This window comes from Luteibacter sp. 1214, assembly GCF_031455395.1.
In the GTDB taxonomy this organism is placed as follows: domain Bacteria; phylum Pseudomonadota; class Gammaproteobacteria; order Xanthomonadales; family Rhodanobacteraceae; genus Luteibacter; species Luteibacter mycovicinus.
The window spans coordinates 134,650-148,934 of the sequence record NZ_JAVDSQ010000002.1 but is presented as its reverse complement, the minus strand read 5'-3'; the positions used below and the strand labels follow the sequence as shown (position 1 = coordinate 148,934).

Below are 14,285 nucleotides of genomic sequence, written 5' to 3'. Positions count from 1 at the left end.
TCCGAGTATCCATGGCTTCACGGCACGTGATGGGCGGCCCTCAGGGGAGGTGCTTGCCGCAGCGTGCCCGCGCAAGTAAGGATGCCGTCCCTTGTTCAAGCACACCGTTCTGGCCGTCGCCCTCGGCATGGCCTTCGCTTCCGTTGCTTACGCGTCGGAAACCGATACCACGTCATCGGCCGATACGACTGGCACCGCCAGCAAACGTGAGAAGGTTCAGGACCTCGATACCGTATCCGTCATCGGTACCGGTGAGACACGCCAGGTGCAGCGCTTGCGTACGGCCGATCAGAAGGCGCTGCCGCCTGGCACCAGCCTGCAGAAGGTACTGAACACGCTGCCAGGCGTGAATGCGCAGTCGGCCGATGCCCTGGGTACGAACGAGCAGTCGATGACGCTGAGTCTGCGAGGCTTCAGCGGCACGCGCCTCGGCTACACGCTGGATGGCCTGCCCCTCGGCGACAGTGCCTACAACAACTACAACGGTCTTTCGATCAACCGCGCGCTGATCTCCGAGAATTTCGCCGGTGCCGAACTCTCCGAAGGTATCGGCAACCTCGGCACGCCGTCGACGAGCAACCTGGGCGGTACCATCGCTTACAGCTCGAACGATCCGCTGAAGACGATGGGCGGCCGCGTGTCGCAGACCATCGGCAGTGACGCCAACCGCCGTACGTACGCGCGCTTCGACACGGGCGAATACAACGGTTTCTCGATGTACCTCTCGGGCGCGCGCACCACGTCGGACCTCTGGAACAACCAGAGCGCATACAACGGGTCGACGACCAAGCAGTTCAATGGCAAGGCCGTGTGGGACTTCGACTGGGCACACTTCACCGGCTTCGCCGATACCTCGCGCACCTCGCAGGCGGATTACTTCTACCTGTCGAAGAGCGAGCTGGCGCGTGGCCTCGGCTACGACTGGGGCGGCTCGGCCCCGAACTGGCAGCGTGCGCTCGGCAAGGCCTACTGCAACGCCGCCACGTTCAACGCCAGCCGTTGCGACCGCAGCGGCGCGGATACGGATGCGGACGGCGCGTTCACGGCGGGCCAGATCCTGCGTAGCGACGACCTCTATTACCTCGCCGGCGATTTCTTTCCCAGCGACTCGGTGACCATCCATGCGCAGGTCTATCACCACGAGGATGCGGGTGAGGGGCATAACTGGAACAGCGGTACGTACTCGTATCCGGGCACAGCACGGCAGTTGCCGATCATCTTCCGCAACACGCTGTACACCATCAACCGCTCGGGGGCGATTCTTTCCGCCGCGTGGGACTTCGCCAACCATCACCTCGAAGGCGGTGTCTGGTACGAGCACAACGTCTCCAGCGCGTCGCGCTACAGCAGCTACGTGACGGGTCCGCGCGACCTCAGCGCACCTGTCGATACACAGCCCGACCTGGGTGTGTTCGACCAGCGGACCGTGTGGAATACGCGTCAGGCCTTCCTGCAGGACACGATGCGCTTCCTCGACGATGCTCTGACCGTAGACGTCGGCGTAAAGAGCCCTCACGTCACGTCGGACGCGCACGCGCTTCCGGGCGAGGCGAAAACGCCGATCAACCCAGCGTCGAACAACCAGTTCGCCACGGGCAAGCTCAGTGCGAGCAAGGCGTTGTTGCCGCAGTTCGGTGCGCGCTACAAGCTGGCCGAGGGCCAGGAAGTGTTCGCCAGCTTCTCGAAGAACATCGCCATGTTCCAGGGTGGCTTCAAGCTGGGCCCGCAGGCGGTCAGTCAGTCGATCTGGAACAGTCAGGGCGATCTGAAGCCCGAGAAGTCGCGCAGCCTGGAGGCGGGCTACCGCCTGGAGCGCGACGATTTCGCCGCGTCGCTGGCGGCGTACAACGTGCGTTTCGACAATCGTCTCCTTCAGTACAATCCATGCGACTCGCGTCAGCCAGTCGGTCCCACCTGCGGTAACCGCTTCTACAACGTGGGCGGGGTGAACAGCCGCGGTGTCGAAGCCACCTTTGTCTGGCAGCCGACCAGCAACCTGCGCTGGTACAACTCCGCGTCGTATAACCGCTCGACCTACGCCGGCGACTACACGCAGGCGGGCGTCGTGCAGCACACCCGCGGCAAGATCCAGACCGATACGCCGACCAAGCTCTTCGCGACGCAGATCGACTGGAATCAGGGCCCCTGGTTCGCCTCGCTGCGTGGCAAGTACACCGGTGAGCGCTTCTATACCTACACCAACGATCAGGGCTTCGGTGGCTTCACCACGTGGGACGTGTCGGCCGGTTACGACTTTGGCGCGTTCTCGGTGGCGAAAGACATTCGCCTGACGCTCAACGTGACCAACCTGACCGACAAGCGCTACGCGAGCAACCTGGATTCGAGCGCCTTCGTGTCCAGCGACCCGGCAGGTACGGCCTATGTGTTCCACGCTTCGGCGCCCCGTCAGCTGTTCGCGACGCTGGACGTGCGTTTCTGATGCGTCGCCTGATCGCCGGAATCGCCGCCATGGCTCTGTACGGCGGGGCGCTGGCACAAACCCTCGAAGTGCGTGTGCCCGACCTGGCCTCGACGCCGCTGCCTCGCAGCGTCGACGTCGGCGGCACGACCTACTTCGATCGGGGACTGGTCGCCGCCGGGTCGCTTCCGGCGGGGACGATCGATTTCCTCGGCGACACGCTGGGGTCGTTCTCGTCGCTCTCGATCGAACCGGGCACATGGCAGCGGGAAGGCGACACGTACACCGGCGTGCTGTGGACGTTGCCGGACCGGGGGCGTAACGACCCCGAGCACAACGTCTTCTTCGATTATCGCGGGCGCCTGCATCGGTTCCGCTTCACGATGACGCTCCCTTCGACCGACGGCGCCGACCCCGGGAAGGGCACGGTCTCCTTCGCCGTCGATGGCGGTCGCGAGTTGCGCGATTTCACCGGCAAGCCGTTCACGGGTGCCGAGCCTGCCGGGGGCCTGCGCAAGGAGCACGGCATCGTGTTGCCGTCGCCGGAGAAAGGGATCGGCGCCGGGAAAATCTCGCTCGATGCGGAATCGTTGCAGTTCACCCGCGACGGCGGCTTCTACATCGGCGACGAATACGCGGCCAACGTCTATCGCTTCGACAGGCAGGGCAAGCTGACGGGGATCCTCGTGCCGCCGAAGGCGGTGCGTCCGCTCGATGCGCAGGGTCGGCCCGACTTTACGTCGCTGATGCCGCCGGCCTCGGGGCGGCGCAACAATCAGGGTGTCGAGGGCATGGCACTGTCACCGGATGGCACGCGCCTCTTCGTCGTCTTGCAGAGTGCCCTCGTGCAGGACAGCGCGCCCGGCGATGCGTCCGGGCGCACGCTGACCCGCGTACTCGTTTATGACGTCAGCCACTCGGCGGTACCGAAATCGCCCATCGGCCACTACGTCGTTCGCCTGCCTTCCTACGACGACACCGGGCATGGAGGGGCTCCCAACCGGACGGCCGCGCAGAGCGAGATCCGTGTGCTGGACAATCACCGCTTCCTGATGCTCGCGCGCGACGGCAGTGGGTACGGTGCGGACGGCGGCAAGCCCATCGTCTTCAAGAGCGTGCTGCTGGTCGACACGACGGATGCCAGTAACCTCGCCGGCACCCTCTACGAGACGGGCACGGCCTCCGTGCTGGGCGAGGGCGGTGTGTTGCGTGCCGACATTCGCGCGGTCACGTGGAAGTCATTCATCAACCTGCTCGATCCGGCGGATCTCGCACGCTTCGGTCTGGGCATCCAGGCCGGCGAGTCGGGCAAGACGCAAATTTCGGAGAAGTGGGAAGCGATGGACCTCGTTCCCGCGCTCGACGCGTCGCATCCGGACGACTGGTTCCTGCTGGTCGGCAACGATAACGACTTCATCGCGAAGCACTGCGTCATGGATGGCCAGCGCTGCGATTCCGACATCGATAACGACAATCGCATCCTCGTGTACCGGCTGACGTTGCCGGGCATGCGTTCCAACACCGCTCCTCACCACAAGTAAGGGTCACGCGCATGATGAAACGTACGGTTCTCTCGCTGCTCTCGGCGAGCCTCCTGCTGGGCTCCGTCGCCAGCCACGCCAATACCCCGGCCTACGTCGACAGCAAGGAGTACAAGGTGCTGATCGACCCCTCGCGCTTCGCGAGCAATCCATCGACGGCTGCGGCGACGCTGCTGCAGAACCTCTCGACGCGTCTCAGTGCGCTCGGCTTCGATAAGACCGTCACCGGAAACTTCAGCGCCGGCGACCGCGATACGCTGGCCTATTACGACACGGCGAAAAGCTGTTCGCTGATGAAGGCCGGCTACTCGGTCCGCACGCGTGCCGGCGACCATTCGGACATCCAGTTCAAGTTCCGTCACCCGGACGAAGAGCTCTCGTACTGGACCGACGTCTCCGGCGCGGGCAAGAACACGTCGACGAAGCTGGAAACCGATGTGACGCCCGGTAGTCTGGTGCTCGCGCATTCGACCAAGCAGGACGCGACGACGACGCCGGCTACGGTGGCGGATCTCATCAAGCAGTTCCCTGGTGCCTCGGCGCTGTCGTCGCTTTCGTCGTCGACGCTGTCGAAGGTGGCCGGCGTCATGGTGACGCAGCAGGAATACGACGGTCCGGAATCGGATCTCGGACAGTCGAAGGCGGAGTTCGCACTGACCCTGTGGTACATCGACGGTGCGGCGACGCCCGCACTGGCCGAGCTGTCGTTCCGCGTCGAAGCGGACGAGGACAAGTACTTCACCACGCCGGTGTTGCAGCGCTCGCAGGTGCTGAACACCGCACTGGGTTCGATCGGTAACAACTGGAACATCGCCAACGATGGCGGCAAGACGAGCTGGCTGTACGCCTATCGCTCGTCCTCGTTCCCGAACGGCTTCTGCAACTGAAGAAATCGCGCGCAAGGCGCGCTCCTACAAGGGTAGGAGCGCGCCTTGCGCGCGACGCATCAAAGCTTCTCGAGCCAGCCCCAGCGATCGGCGGTCTTGCCGCTGAAGAGGCCGAAGAAGAGCTCCTGCAGACGACGCGTGACCGGGCCGGCCTTGCCGGTGCCGATCTTCTTGCCGTCGACCGAGCGGATCGGCGTGACTTCGGCGGCGGTACCGCACATGAGGATCTCGTCGGCGAGGTACAGGTACTCGCGCGGCAGGTCCCGTTCGATCACGTCGATGCCTTCCTCGCGTGCGAGGGTCATCAGCGTGTGGCGGGTGATACCGGTGAGGATGGAGGCACTGGCGGGCGTCGTATGCAGCGCACCGTCGAACACCAGGAACAGGTTCTCACCGGCGCCTTCGCTGAGCAGGCCCGACGAGGCGAGCGCGATGCCTTCGCCGAAGCCGAGGCGACGCGCTTCACGCGCGATCAGCTGACCCGACAGATAGTTGCCGCCGGCTTTGGCGCCTGCCGGAATCGTGTTGGGTGCGAAACGCTGCCAGCTGGAAACGCAGGCGTCGATGCCGTTTTCGAGCGCCTCGGGTCCGAGGTAGGGGCCCATCGGCCAGGTCGCCACGGCGACGTCGGTCGGGCAGTCGGCAGACAGCCCGAAACCACCCAGGCCGCGGAAGGCCACCGGACGGAGGTAGGCGGCGCGAAGATCGTTCTTCTTGACGACGTCGCGGCAGGCGGCGGCCAGTTCGTCGATCGGGTACGGAATCTCGATATCGTAGATTTTCGCCGAGAGATACAGGCGCTTGAGATGATCCGTAAGGCGGAAGATGGCCGCGCCATCCGGCGTCTCATAGCTGCGGATACCCTCGAACACCGAGGATCCGTAGTGCAGCGCGTGGGCCATGACATGGACAGTGGCATCGCGCCAGGGCTTGATCTGCCCGTTTTGCCAGATCCATTCGGGGTAGTTCTGCGACATGTGAGCGCTCCGGAGGGGACCGCTCATGATAGCGGGTGGCGGCCCGGGTCACATGGCGCGTTGCGTCAGTACGCGTCCGGAGGGCTCAGGCGGGTGGCCGCAGCCACAGGCAACCCGCGTCGCGCACCACGTCGAAATGTGCCCGGCGGGTGGATGCGTCGGCCCCGGGCGATAAGGTCACGGCGTCGATGCCGCTGGCTTCGTTGCCCTCGAGTGCGACCAGCGGTTGCCGGATGAGCGACTCGATTCCGCGGATGCCATCGACGGCGCCCTGGCTCGAACCATTCCAGAGAATCAGGCCGCCGATGCGGTTGGCATTGCGGGTCGCAAACGCCTGGCTTATCGCTTGGCGCAGGTCGGCCAGGTTTTTCGCGCAGAGCAGTCCGGCCGACGGGCCGGACGGACCGGCCGCCGAATCGCCCGTGGTCGAGGCGACGGCAGGGGCATTGGCAGGCGGCAGCACGGATGTCGCGCCGATGCTCGCGCAGGGCTGGTCACTGAACGCGGGACGCCCGTCGGCGCCGACGCAACGGTGAATCTCCGTCTGCGCCGAAGCGGGGAGGGCGATCAGAAGCAGGGCCAGCAGAAGGAGGGCGCGGATCACGGCAGGCACGCATGGTCGGGGTGCGCCATCATCGGTGACGGCGACTCCACGGAGGGTGACGGCGAGCACGCTATCGGGAGCCGCGGCCCCGGTTTGGTAGAGTAGGCGCTTCTCAAGCCCCCCACCGAGTCCATGGCCCAGCGCTCCCCCGACGCCGCGCGTCTGCCGATTTCCGTCTGCGTCATCGCGCAGAATGAAGCCGATCGCATCGTCGCCTGCCTGACCTCGGCGTCGTTCTGCGACGATCTGGTCGTGGTGGATGGCGGCTCGACCGACGACACGGTGGCCCTCGCGGAGTCCGCGGGTGCCCGGGTGATTCATCGCCCCTTCGACGGGTTTCGCACGCAGAAGGACTTTGCCGTCGCTGCCGCCCGGCACGAATGGGTCCTGTGCCTGGATGCTGACGAGTGCGTCGACCCTGGCCTGCGCGCGGCCATGGAGAAACGTTTTGCCGAGGGCTTCGGCGATACGGCCGCCTTTCGCATCGTTCGCCGCAACCGCTTCCTCGGCAAGGTGATGAGGTACGGCAATGCGGGCTCGGATCGTGTCGTGCGTCTTTTCGACCGCCGCAAGGCCGGCTGGCACGGCGCGCGGGAGATTCACGAATCCGTCGTCGTCAGAGGCGAGACGCGCGCCATCGACGGTTGGCTGGATCACGATCCATACCGCTCGCTGTCGGCGATGCTTGCCAAGCAGGAACGCTACGCGCACCTGATGGCGGAAGAAGCCTTCGCGAAAAACAAGCGCACCGGGCTCGCGCAGATCGTGTTGAGTCCGATGTTCCGTTTCCTCAAAGGCTACGTCTTCCGCGGCGGCTTTCTCGACGGGTGGCGCGGTCTTGTCTATGCGCTGCTTCGTGTCGAGTACGTGCGCCGCAAATATCTCAAGCAGTATCTGCTGCAGAAAGGTTTCAAGCCCTGAGGATCAGGCCGGGAACAGCGACGCGCGGTCGCGCCACGCCTTGTAGCGTCTGACCAGATTGAGCGGCTTGCGGTGCAGTTTCGCCTTGCCGGCGGCGATCATCGCATCCGTCGCGTCGAGCACGCGTTCGCTGGAGCGGCCATCGCGGTAGGGATGGATGTCGTCACCATGGGCCTGGATCGCCGCCATCAGTGACGGCGGCTTCGAAAGCGCGAGATCGATGGCCGCGTCCACGTCGCCGGGCGTGGCAACGTCAAGCATGAAAGGCTCGGGCCGACGGTTGGCGATGGTGACGACGGGTTTGTTCTGTACCGCGAATTCGTGGATCACCGACGACGTGTCGCACACGAGCATGTCGGAGGCGCGCTCCATATCGACCAGGCGTTCCGAGTCCATGAAGCGCGCATTGGAGGCCTCGAGCGCCTGGTAGGCGCGGATCAGCCCGGGATCCGATTTAGGGTGAAGCGTCAGCAACCACTGGCGGTCGTTACGCGCGATGAGTGTGCGCAGCGTGTCGAGCATCGCCGGTGCGCAGCTCAGTCGGTGGCTGAACGTCGAGGCGAACATGATGAGTGGCCGTGCGTCGCGCTCGATCGGATGGGCGACGTTCCCGGCGAACAAGGGATCGAGTTTGGGCCAGCCGGTTTCGACCACTGCGAAATGGCCGTGGTCTCTGGCGAGCGCTTCGAACGGAAGCGTGGTCGCCGGGCCTTGCGTCGTATACAGGTCGAAAAACCCACGAATGGCGAAATGCCCGCGGTCAGGCTCACGCTTGTTGGCGTTGAAACCGTGGAATACCTGGACCTTGAGACCGGGGACACCGGGGGGCGCCCAGTTCGCCGCGCAGAATGTCGCATCCGGCGAAAAGGCGCGTATGTCGGCCATGTTGCGCAGGCGCTGCTCATCGACGGTCAGTCGCTGCGCCACCGCGTCGGTCACCAGCCAGCGAACCTGGACGCCACGCGCCACCGCCGCCGCAGCCAGTGGCCTCAGGATCGGCAAGGCATAGGTTTCGGTGGCGAACATGACGCATGCGCGCATGCGGGATTCCTGATGAGCTCGAAGGCTTCGAGTATAGAAGACCCGCCGCTCGCCGGGCTCTACAGGCGATCGAGTACCGACGTCGTCGCGCGCGCGCGGTTGATCGTGTAGAAGTGCAGACCCGGCGCGCCGCCCTCGAGCAGTCGACGGCAAAGCTCCGCGACCACATCGGCGCCGAGCTCGCGCACCGCGGCGGCATCGTCGCCATGCGCCTGCATGCGCTTGACGATCCAGCGGGGAATCTCCGCGCCGCACTGCTCCGAGAACCGACGCAGCTGGCTGAAGTTCGCGATCGGCATGATGCCCGGAACGACCGGCACCTTGACGCCGAGGCGGGTCACGTCGTCGACGAAACGAAAGTACGCGTCGGCATTGAAGAAGTACTGCGTGATGGCGCCGTCCGCGCCTGCGTCCACCTTGGTCTTGAAATGGCGAAGATCGGCCAGGGCATTCTCGGCCTGGGGATGGGTTTCGGGGTAGGCGGCGACTTCGATGTGGAAATGATCGCCGCTGTGTTCGCGGATGAAGCCGACCAGTTCCGCCGCGTAGCGAAAGTCGCCGGGCGTCGCCATGCCTGAGGGCAGGTCGCCGCGCAGCGCAACGATGCGTCGGCAGCCTGATGCCTTGTACGTATCCAGCAGCGCGCCGATTTCCGCCTTCGTCCCGCCCATGCAGGAGAGGTGAGGGGCCACCGAGAGCCCGTGATCCGCACGCAGCCGCTTCACCGTGTCGTCGGTGTAGCTGAGCGTCGAGCCGCCCGCGCCGAACGTCACGGACACGTAGTCCGGCCCGCGTCCCTTGAGACGGCTGACCGCGGCGTCGAGCTGATCGCGCTGTTCGTCGGTCTTGGGCGGGAAGAACTCGAAGCTGATGGCCGGCATGGACGCGGATCCCTGAAAGGTGTTCCGAGTATATATCTTTCCATCCAGATGGAAAGATGGCTAAATCGCCGTTGCAGCCGCGTTCAAGCGTTTCCTCCTACAACGGAGCCTCCCCCAAGGAGGCAACCCATGCTCGCATTGCTCGCGATGACCGCCCTCGCCGCCGCTCCCGCAACCGTCCCTGCGTCCCCCTGCCGCGCGGAATCGCTGGCGCTGAGAACGGACGGCGAGAACGGCAACTTCAACGGCATGTCGCACGGCGGCACCCGTCTGATCGTGCGCAATACGGGCTCCTCCGACTGCCTGCTGCCGGGACTGCCGACGGTGATCTTCCTGGACGCCGACGGGAAGACCCTCGCCACGGAGCGTAAGGCGCCGGCTGGGATGCATCCCGGTCCGGTGGTGCTGCCGGTACGGCTGGCGCCCGGCGCGGAAGCCTCGACGCCGTTGCGTTGGGTCAGTGGCGAGGTTTACGACGACAGTCGTTGTGTGTCGATCGCCCGGGTGGGCGTGCGCTACGGTGCGAAGGCGCTCGTGGAGGGCCTGGCGAGTGGTCGCATCTGTGCGCCGGGGGACGCGCCGGCGGCGGTCGAGCAGCCGCCCCTGTCGGTGAAAAAATAAAAAAGGCGCCCCTCGCGGGGCGCCTTCGTCGTTTGCGATAACGCAGCCGATCAGTAGCGGTAGTGATCCGGCTTGTACGGACCTTCGACCGGCACACCGATGTAGTCGGCCTGGTCCTGAGTCAGCACGGTCAGCTTCACGCCGATCTGCGCGAGGTGCAGGCGGGCGACTTCCTCGTCGAGCTTCTTGGGCAGGCGATACACCGTCTTCTCGTAGGTGTCCTTGTTCTTCCACAGGTCGATCTGCGCCAGCGTCTGGTTGGAGAAGCTGTTCGACATGACGAAGCTCGGGTGGCCGTGGGCGCAACCGAGGTTGACCAGGCGGCCTTCGGCCAGCATGTAGATGCTGTTGCCCTTGGCGAAGGTGTAGCGGTCGACCTGCGGCTTGATCGTCTCGCGGGTGACGTCCTTCGCGCCGTTCAGGCGATCCATCTGGATCTCGTTGTCGAAGTGGCCGATGTTGCAGACCAGGGCGTTGTTCTTCATCGCAGCCATGTGCTCGAGCGTGATGATGTCCTTGTTGCCCGTGGTGGTGACATAGATGTCGCCGAGGCCGAGGGTGTCTTCGATCGTGGTGACCTGAAAACCTTCCATCGCGGCCTGGAGGGCGTTGATCGGATCGATTTCGGTCACGATGACGCGGGCGCCGAAGCCCTTCAGCGAGTGCGCGCAGCCCTTGCCCACGTCACCGTAGCCGCAGACGACCGCGACCTTGCCGGCGACCATCAGGTCGGTGGCGCGCTTGATGCCATCGGCCAGCGACTCGCGGCAACCGTAGAGGTTGTCGAACTTGCTCTTGGTGACCGAGTCGTTGACGTTGATGGCCGGGACCAGCAGCTTGCCGGCTTCGGCCAGCTGGTACAGGCGATGCACGCCGGTGGTGGTCTCCTCGGAGACACCGCGCCATTCGGCGGCGACCTTCTTGAACCAGCCCGGACGCGCGGCGGCGGTCTTCTTGACCAGGTCCTTGATGACCTGCTCTTCGTGGTTGCCGCTCGGGGTGTTGACCCAGTCGCTGCCGTCTTCGAGCTCGACACCCTTATGGATGAAGAGCGTGGCGTCGCCACCGTCGTCGACGATCAGCTGCGGGCCGAGCTCACCCGGGTGGGTCAGCATGTCGAGAGTGCACTCCCAGTACTCTTCCAGCGACTCGCCCTTCCAGGCGAACACCGGCAGGCCACCGTCGGCAAGGGCCGCGGCGACGTCGTCCTGGGTCGAGAAGATGTTGCAGGAGGCCCAGCGCACCGAGGCGCCGAGCTCGCGCAGGGTCTCGGCAAGGACGGCGGTTTCCTTGGTGACATGCAGCGAGCCCGAAAGGCGGACGCCCTTGAGCGGCTTCTCGCTGGCGTAGCGGGCGCGGATCTGCATCAGGCCCGGCATTTCCTCTTCGGCCATGTGGATGCGACGGCGGCCGAGGGCGGCCTGCGAGATATCGCGGACCTTGAAGTCGTCGGCATCGTTGATCTTGGTAACGGCGTTCATCTGGCGTAGCTCCGGAAGTTTCACGGGGGCGCCGTTTGGTGGGACGCCGCGCCGAGCCTGGCCTATGGGTCGGACCCATGGTCGCAGCGCCCCTCGGCGGGCAAAACGGTTTTCCGATTATATCGCGGAATCCGAATGCAGGGATGAACACATCTTTTTAGGTACTCTCAGGGTTTCGACCCCACGTGAGACTCCGATGGAAGCTGCGCGCGATCCGGAATTCCTGCCCCACGACGACCCCCTCCGCGAGGACGTGCGCCGACTGGGCGCCCTCGTCGGTCAGATGCTGGCGGAGCAGGGCGGCCAGCCCTTCTTCGACCGCGTCGAGCATGTGCGCACCACCGCGATCCACCGCCGCCGCAGCGGCGCCGCGGTAGACGCCCTGGCCGACCCGTTGACGGGCCTCGACCCGGCCGACGCCGAATCCCTGGCGCGTGCCTTCGCCACCTACTTCCAGGCGGTCAATACCGCCGAGCGCGTGCACCGTATCCGCCGCCGCCGCGACTATCAGCGCGAAGGCGGTGCGCCCCAGCCTGAATCGCTTGCCGCCGTGCTGGCGCGCCTGAAAGGGGGTGGCGTGAGTCGCGACGAACTGCGTGCCTTGCTCGACCGTCTCGATGTCGAGCCGGTGTTCACCGCCCACCCGACGGAAGCGGTGCGCCGTTCGCTGCTCGAGAAGGAGCAGGAGATCGTCCGTGCGCTGGTCGACGAGTTCGATCCCACGCGTACCCCGCAGGAACGACGCGATGACGATGCGCGCATCCTGATGGCGTTGTCGTCGGGCTGGCAGACGGCGGAAGCGTCGCCGGTCCGCCCCAGCGTGCAGGACGAGTTCGATCATGTCGGCTTCTACATCGCGCGGCCGATCTACCGCGTGCTGCCGGCCCTGTACGAATCGCTCCAGCAGGCGATCGACGAGACCTACGGCGAAGGTTTGACCCTTCCGCGGGTGCTCCGCTTCGCCACCTGGGTGGGCGGCGACATGGACGGCAATCCCAACGTCAACGCCGAGACCATCGCCGCGACGCTGTCCGCGCAGCGCGCGCTGGTCCTCGAGCGCTATCTGGAGGACGTGGCGGCGCTCGGTCGCCTGCTCAGCCAGACCGACGATCGCGTGACGCTCGACGATACGCTGGTGCGTCGTCTGGAGACGTATCGCGAGGACCTGCCCGAGGCCGCGGCGAGGATCCGTCCGCGCCACGCGGACATGCCGTATCGCACCTTTCTCGCCTTCGTCGCGGCGCGACTCGAAGCGACGCTGCATGAGCAGGCGCAGTCGTACCCCGATGCGGACGCCTTCATCGACGATATCGCCCTGATCGAAAAGAGCCTGGTTCAGCACGACGGCAGGCACGCGGGTGCGTATGCCGTCGGCCGCCTGCTCTGGCGTGCGCGGACGTTCGGTTTCCATCTCGCGCGTCTGGATGTGCGCCAGGACGCGCGCGTGCATGACGAAGCCCTGTCGGCTCTGCTCGACGATGCGGACTGGTCGGGTCGCGATACCGATGCGCGGGTGAAAGCCCTGCGTCCGTACGCGGCGGGTGAGCGCAGCTTCGTCGCCGGCGAGGACCATGAAGCCGCGGGCATGCTGCGTGACGTGTTTGCGACGCTGGCCGATTCGCGCACGCGCTACGGTACCGAAGCGACCGGCCTGTACATCATCAGCATGGCCGAAACCGCGGCGGACGTACTTGCCGTACTCGCGCTGGCACGCCGTGGTGGCCTGCTCGAAGACGGTCGCGTGCCGCTCGATGTCGCACCCCTGTTCGAGACCATCGACGACCTCGCCGGTGGCGCGACCACGTTGCAGGCACTGCTGGACGATCCCGTCTATCGTGCCCATCTGAAGGCACGCGGCGATCGCCAGTGGGTGATGCTCGGTTACTCCGACAGCGGCAAGGACGGCGGTACGGTCGCCTCCAAGTGGAGCCTGCAGCGTGCGCAGGTCGAACTGCTCGACGTCGCAGCGAAGGCGGGTATCCGGATCGGTTTTTTCCACGGTCGTGGCGGTTCGGCCAGCCGGGGTGGGTCGCGCATCACGCCCGCTCTGATGGCGTCCCCGCGCGGCTCGGTCGGTGGCGTGTTGCGCGTTACCGAGCAGGGCGAGGTCATCCACCGCAAGTACGGCATTCGCGCACTCGCGGTGCGCAATCTCGAGCAGACACTCGGTGCGGTCATGCGTGCCTCGCTGCGGCCGCGTGAGACCGAAGCGCGCGAGGCCGGCTGGAAGGACGTCATGGCCCGCCTGTCGGACGAGAGCCGCAAGGCGTACCGCGCCTTCGTGGACACGGAGGGCTTCGTCGATTACTTCCGCGGTGCCACGCCCATCGACGTCATCGAGCGCATGACGCTCGGGTCGCGTCCGGCGCGTCGTCGCAGCATGAAGGGCGTGGAAGATCTGCGCGCCATTCCCTGGGTCTTTTCGTGGACGCAGTGCCGTGCGGTGCTCACCGGCTGGTATGGCCTCGGTGGCGCGCTCGATGTGGTGGCGAAGGAGTGCGGCGAAGAGGCGCTGGTCCACATGGCCCGCGAGTGGCCGTTTTTCTCGACCATGCTGGACGACGTCGAGATGGTGCTGGCCAAGGCCGACATCGACATCGCCGAAGCGTTCTCGCAGCTGGCCGGGCCGCTCCACGAACGGTTCTTCCCCATGATCCGCGCCGAGTTCGAGCGGACCGTGGCCTGGGTGCTGAAGCTCAAGGGCGCCTCGGAGTTGCTGGCCGGCGATCCCCGTCTGGCGACCTCGATCCGTCTGCGCAACCCGTACGTGGACCCCATGAGCCTTCTGCAGGTCGACCTGCTGCGACGCTGGCGTGCCGCCGAAGGCAAGGACGATGCGTTGCTCAACGCACTCGTGGCCTGCGTCAACGGCGTGTCGCAGGGTCTGCAGAACACGGGTTGATTCACAGCGC

At 65.6% G+C, this 14,285-nt stretch carries 11 protein-coding genes and 1 riboswitch; of the genes, 6 read left to right on the top strand and 5 right to left on the bottom strand.

Annotated elements, in window-relative coordinates; genetic code table 11:
- Window positions 1-127 precede the first annotated feature (127 nt).
- From J2X57_RS05250 to J2X57_RS05240, 3 genes are read left to right on the top strand one after another with little or no spacing between them, the layout of a single operon-like run.
- Complete coding sequence (locus tag J2X57_RS05250; RefSeq protein ID WP_309865705.1) at window positions 128-2,440, top strand: TonB-dependent receptor; 2,313 nt, start codon at window positions 128-130, stop codon at window positions 2,438-2,440.
- Entirely contained in the window at window positions 2,440-3,960 is a 1,521-nt protein-coding gene (locus J2X57_RS05245) for an esterase-like activity of phytase family protein (protein ID WP_309864672.1), read from the top strand. Before J2X57_RS05250 ends, J2X57_RS05245 begins: the two co-directional genes overlap by 1 nt.
- A gap of 11 nt (window positions 3,961-3,971) precedes the next feature.
- Complete coding sequence (locus J2X57_RS05240; protein WP_309864669.1) at window positions 3,972-4,847, top strand: hypothetical protein; 876 nt, start codon at window positions 3,972-3,974, stop codon at window positions 4,845-4,847.
- 59 nt (window positions 4,848-4,906) lie between these two features.
- On the opposite strand, the gene J2X57_RS05235 is transcribed toward J2X57_RS05240, so the two are convergent.
- Window positions 4,907-5,824, bottom strand: a complete 918-nt coding sequence (locus J2X57_RS05235; RefSeq protein WP_036110328.1) for a branched-chain amino acid transaminase — start codon at window positions 5,822-5,824, stop codon at window positions 4,907-4,909.
- An 85-nt stretch (window positions 5,825-5,909) separates the two neighbouring features.
- Window positions 5,910-6,437: a DUF4124 domain-containing protein gene (locus tag J2X57_RS05230; RefSeq protein WP_309864667.1), complete on the bottom strand. Its 528-nt coding sequence runs from the start codon at window positions 6,435-6,437 to the stop codon at window positions 5,910-5,912.
- Window positions 6,438-6,560: 123 nt separating this feature from the next.
- Between J2X57_RS05230 and J2X57_RS05225 the strand changes: the two genes are divergently transcribed.
- Entirely contained in the window at window positions 6,561-7,349 is a 789-nt protein-coding gene (locus J2X57_RS05225) for a glycosyltransferase family 2 protein (protein ID WP_309864664.1), read from the top strand.
- Window positions 7,350-7,352: 3 nt separating this feature from the next.
- Here J2X57_RS05225 and J2X57_RS05220 read toward each other — a convergent pair whose 3' ends face one another.
- Together J2X57_RS05220 and metF are read right to left on the bottom strand one after the other, a co-directional pair.
- A complete protein-coding gene (locus J2X57_RS05220) occupies window positions 7,353-8,390 on the bottom strand; it encodes a CDP-glycerol glycerophosphotransferase family protein (RefSeq protein ID WP_309864661.1) in 1,038 nt (345 codons plus the stop codon).
- 59 nt (window positions 8,391-8,449) lie between these two features.
- Complete coding sequence (gene metF, locus J2X57_RS05215) at window positions 8,450-9,271, bottom strand: methylenetetrahydrofolate reductase [NAD(P)H] (RefSeq protein WP_036110335.1); 822 nt, start codon at window positions 9,269-9,271, stop codon at window positions 8,450-8,452.
- Between the two features lie 129 nt (window positions 9,272-9,400).
- Between metF and J2X57_RS05210 the strand changes: the two genes are divergently transcribed.
- Window positions 9,401-9,892 carry a DUF4232 domain-containing protein gene (locus J2X57_RS05210; protein ID WP_309864657.1) on the top strand — a complete coding sequence of 164 codons (492 nt, stop codon included), beginning with the start codon at window positions 9,401-9,403 and terminating at the stop codon, window positions 9,890-9,892.
- A gap of 50 nt (window positions 9,893-9,942) precedes the next feature.
- On the opposite strand, the gene ahcY is transcribed toward J2X57_RS05210, so the two are convergent.
- Window positions 9,943-11,373, bottom strand: coding sequence for an adenosylhomocysteinase (ahcY, locus tag J2X57_RS05205; RefSeq protein WP_309864653.1), 1,431 nt, complete (start codon window positions 11,371-11,373; stop codon window positions 9,943-9,945).
- A gap of 19 nt (window positions 11,374-11,392) precedes the next feature.
- Window positions 11,393-11,474: riboswitch (S-adenosyl-L-homocysteine riboswitch) on the bottom strand.
- 95 nt (window positions 11,475-11,569) lie between these two features.
- Here ahcY and ppc point away from each other — a divergent pair.
- Complete coding sequence (gene ppc, locus J2X57_RS05200; RefSeq protein WP_309864649.1) at window positions 11,570-14,275, top strand: phosphoenolpyruvate carboxylase; 2,706 nt, start codon at window positions 11,570-11,572, stop codon at window positions 14,273-14,275.
- The last annotated feature ends 10 nt before the right edge of the window (window positions 14,276-14,285 follow it).

Coding starts and splice junctions, on each gene's coding strand:
- J2X57_RS05250 (WP_309865705.1), top strand. CDS start 128: ATGGCCTTCGCTTCCGTTGCTTACGCGTCGGAAACCGATACCACGTCA.
- J2X57_RS05245 (WP_309864672.1), top strand. CDS start 2,440: ATGCGTCGCCTGATCGCCGGAATCGCCGCCATGGCTCTGTACGGCGGG.
- J2X57_RS05240 (WP_309864669.1), top strand. CDS start 3,972: ATGATGAAACGTACGGTTCTCTCGCTGCTCTCGGCGAGCCTCCTGCTG.
- J2X57_RS05235 (WP_036110328.1), bottom strand. CDS start 5,824: ATGTCGCAGAACTACCCCGAATGGATCTGGCAAAACGGGCAGATCAAG.
- J2X57_RS05225 (WP_309864664.1), top strand. CDS start 6,561: ATGGCCCAGCGCTCCCCCGACGCCGCGCGTCTGCCGATTTCCGTCTGC.
- J2X57_RS05220 (WP_309864661.1), bottom strand. CDS start 8,390: ATGCGCGCATGCGTCATGTTCGCCACCGAAACCTATGCCTTGCCGATC.
- metF (WP_036110335.1), bottom strand. CDS start 9,271: ATGCCGGCCATCAGCTTCGAGTTCTTCCCGCCCAAGACCGACGAACAG.
- J2X57_RS05210 (WP_309864657.1), top strand. CDS start 9,401: ATGCTCGCATTGCTCGCGATGACCGCCCTCGCCGCCGCTCCCGCAACC.
- ahcY (WP_309864653.1), bottom strand. CDS start 11,373: ATGAACGCCGTTACCAAGATCAACGATGCCGACGACTTCAAGGTCCGC.
- ppc (WP_309864649.1), top strand. CDS start 11,570: ATGGAAGCTGCGCGCGATCCGGAATTCCTGCCCCACGACGACCCCCTC.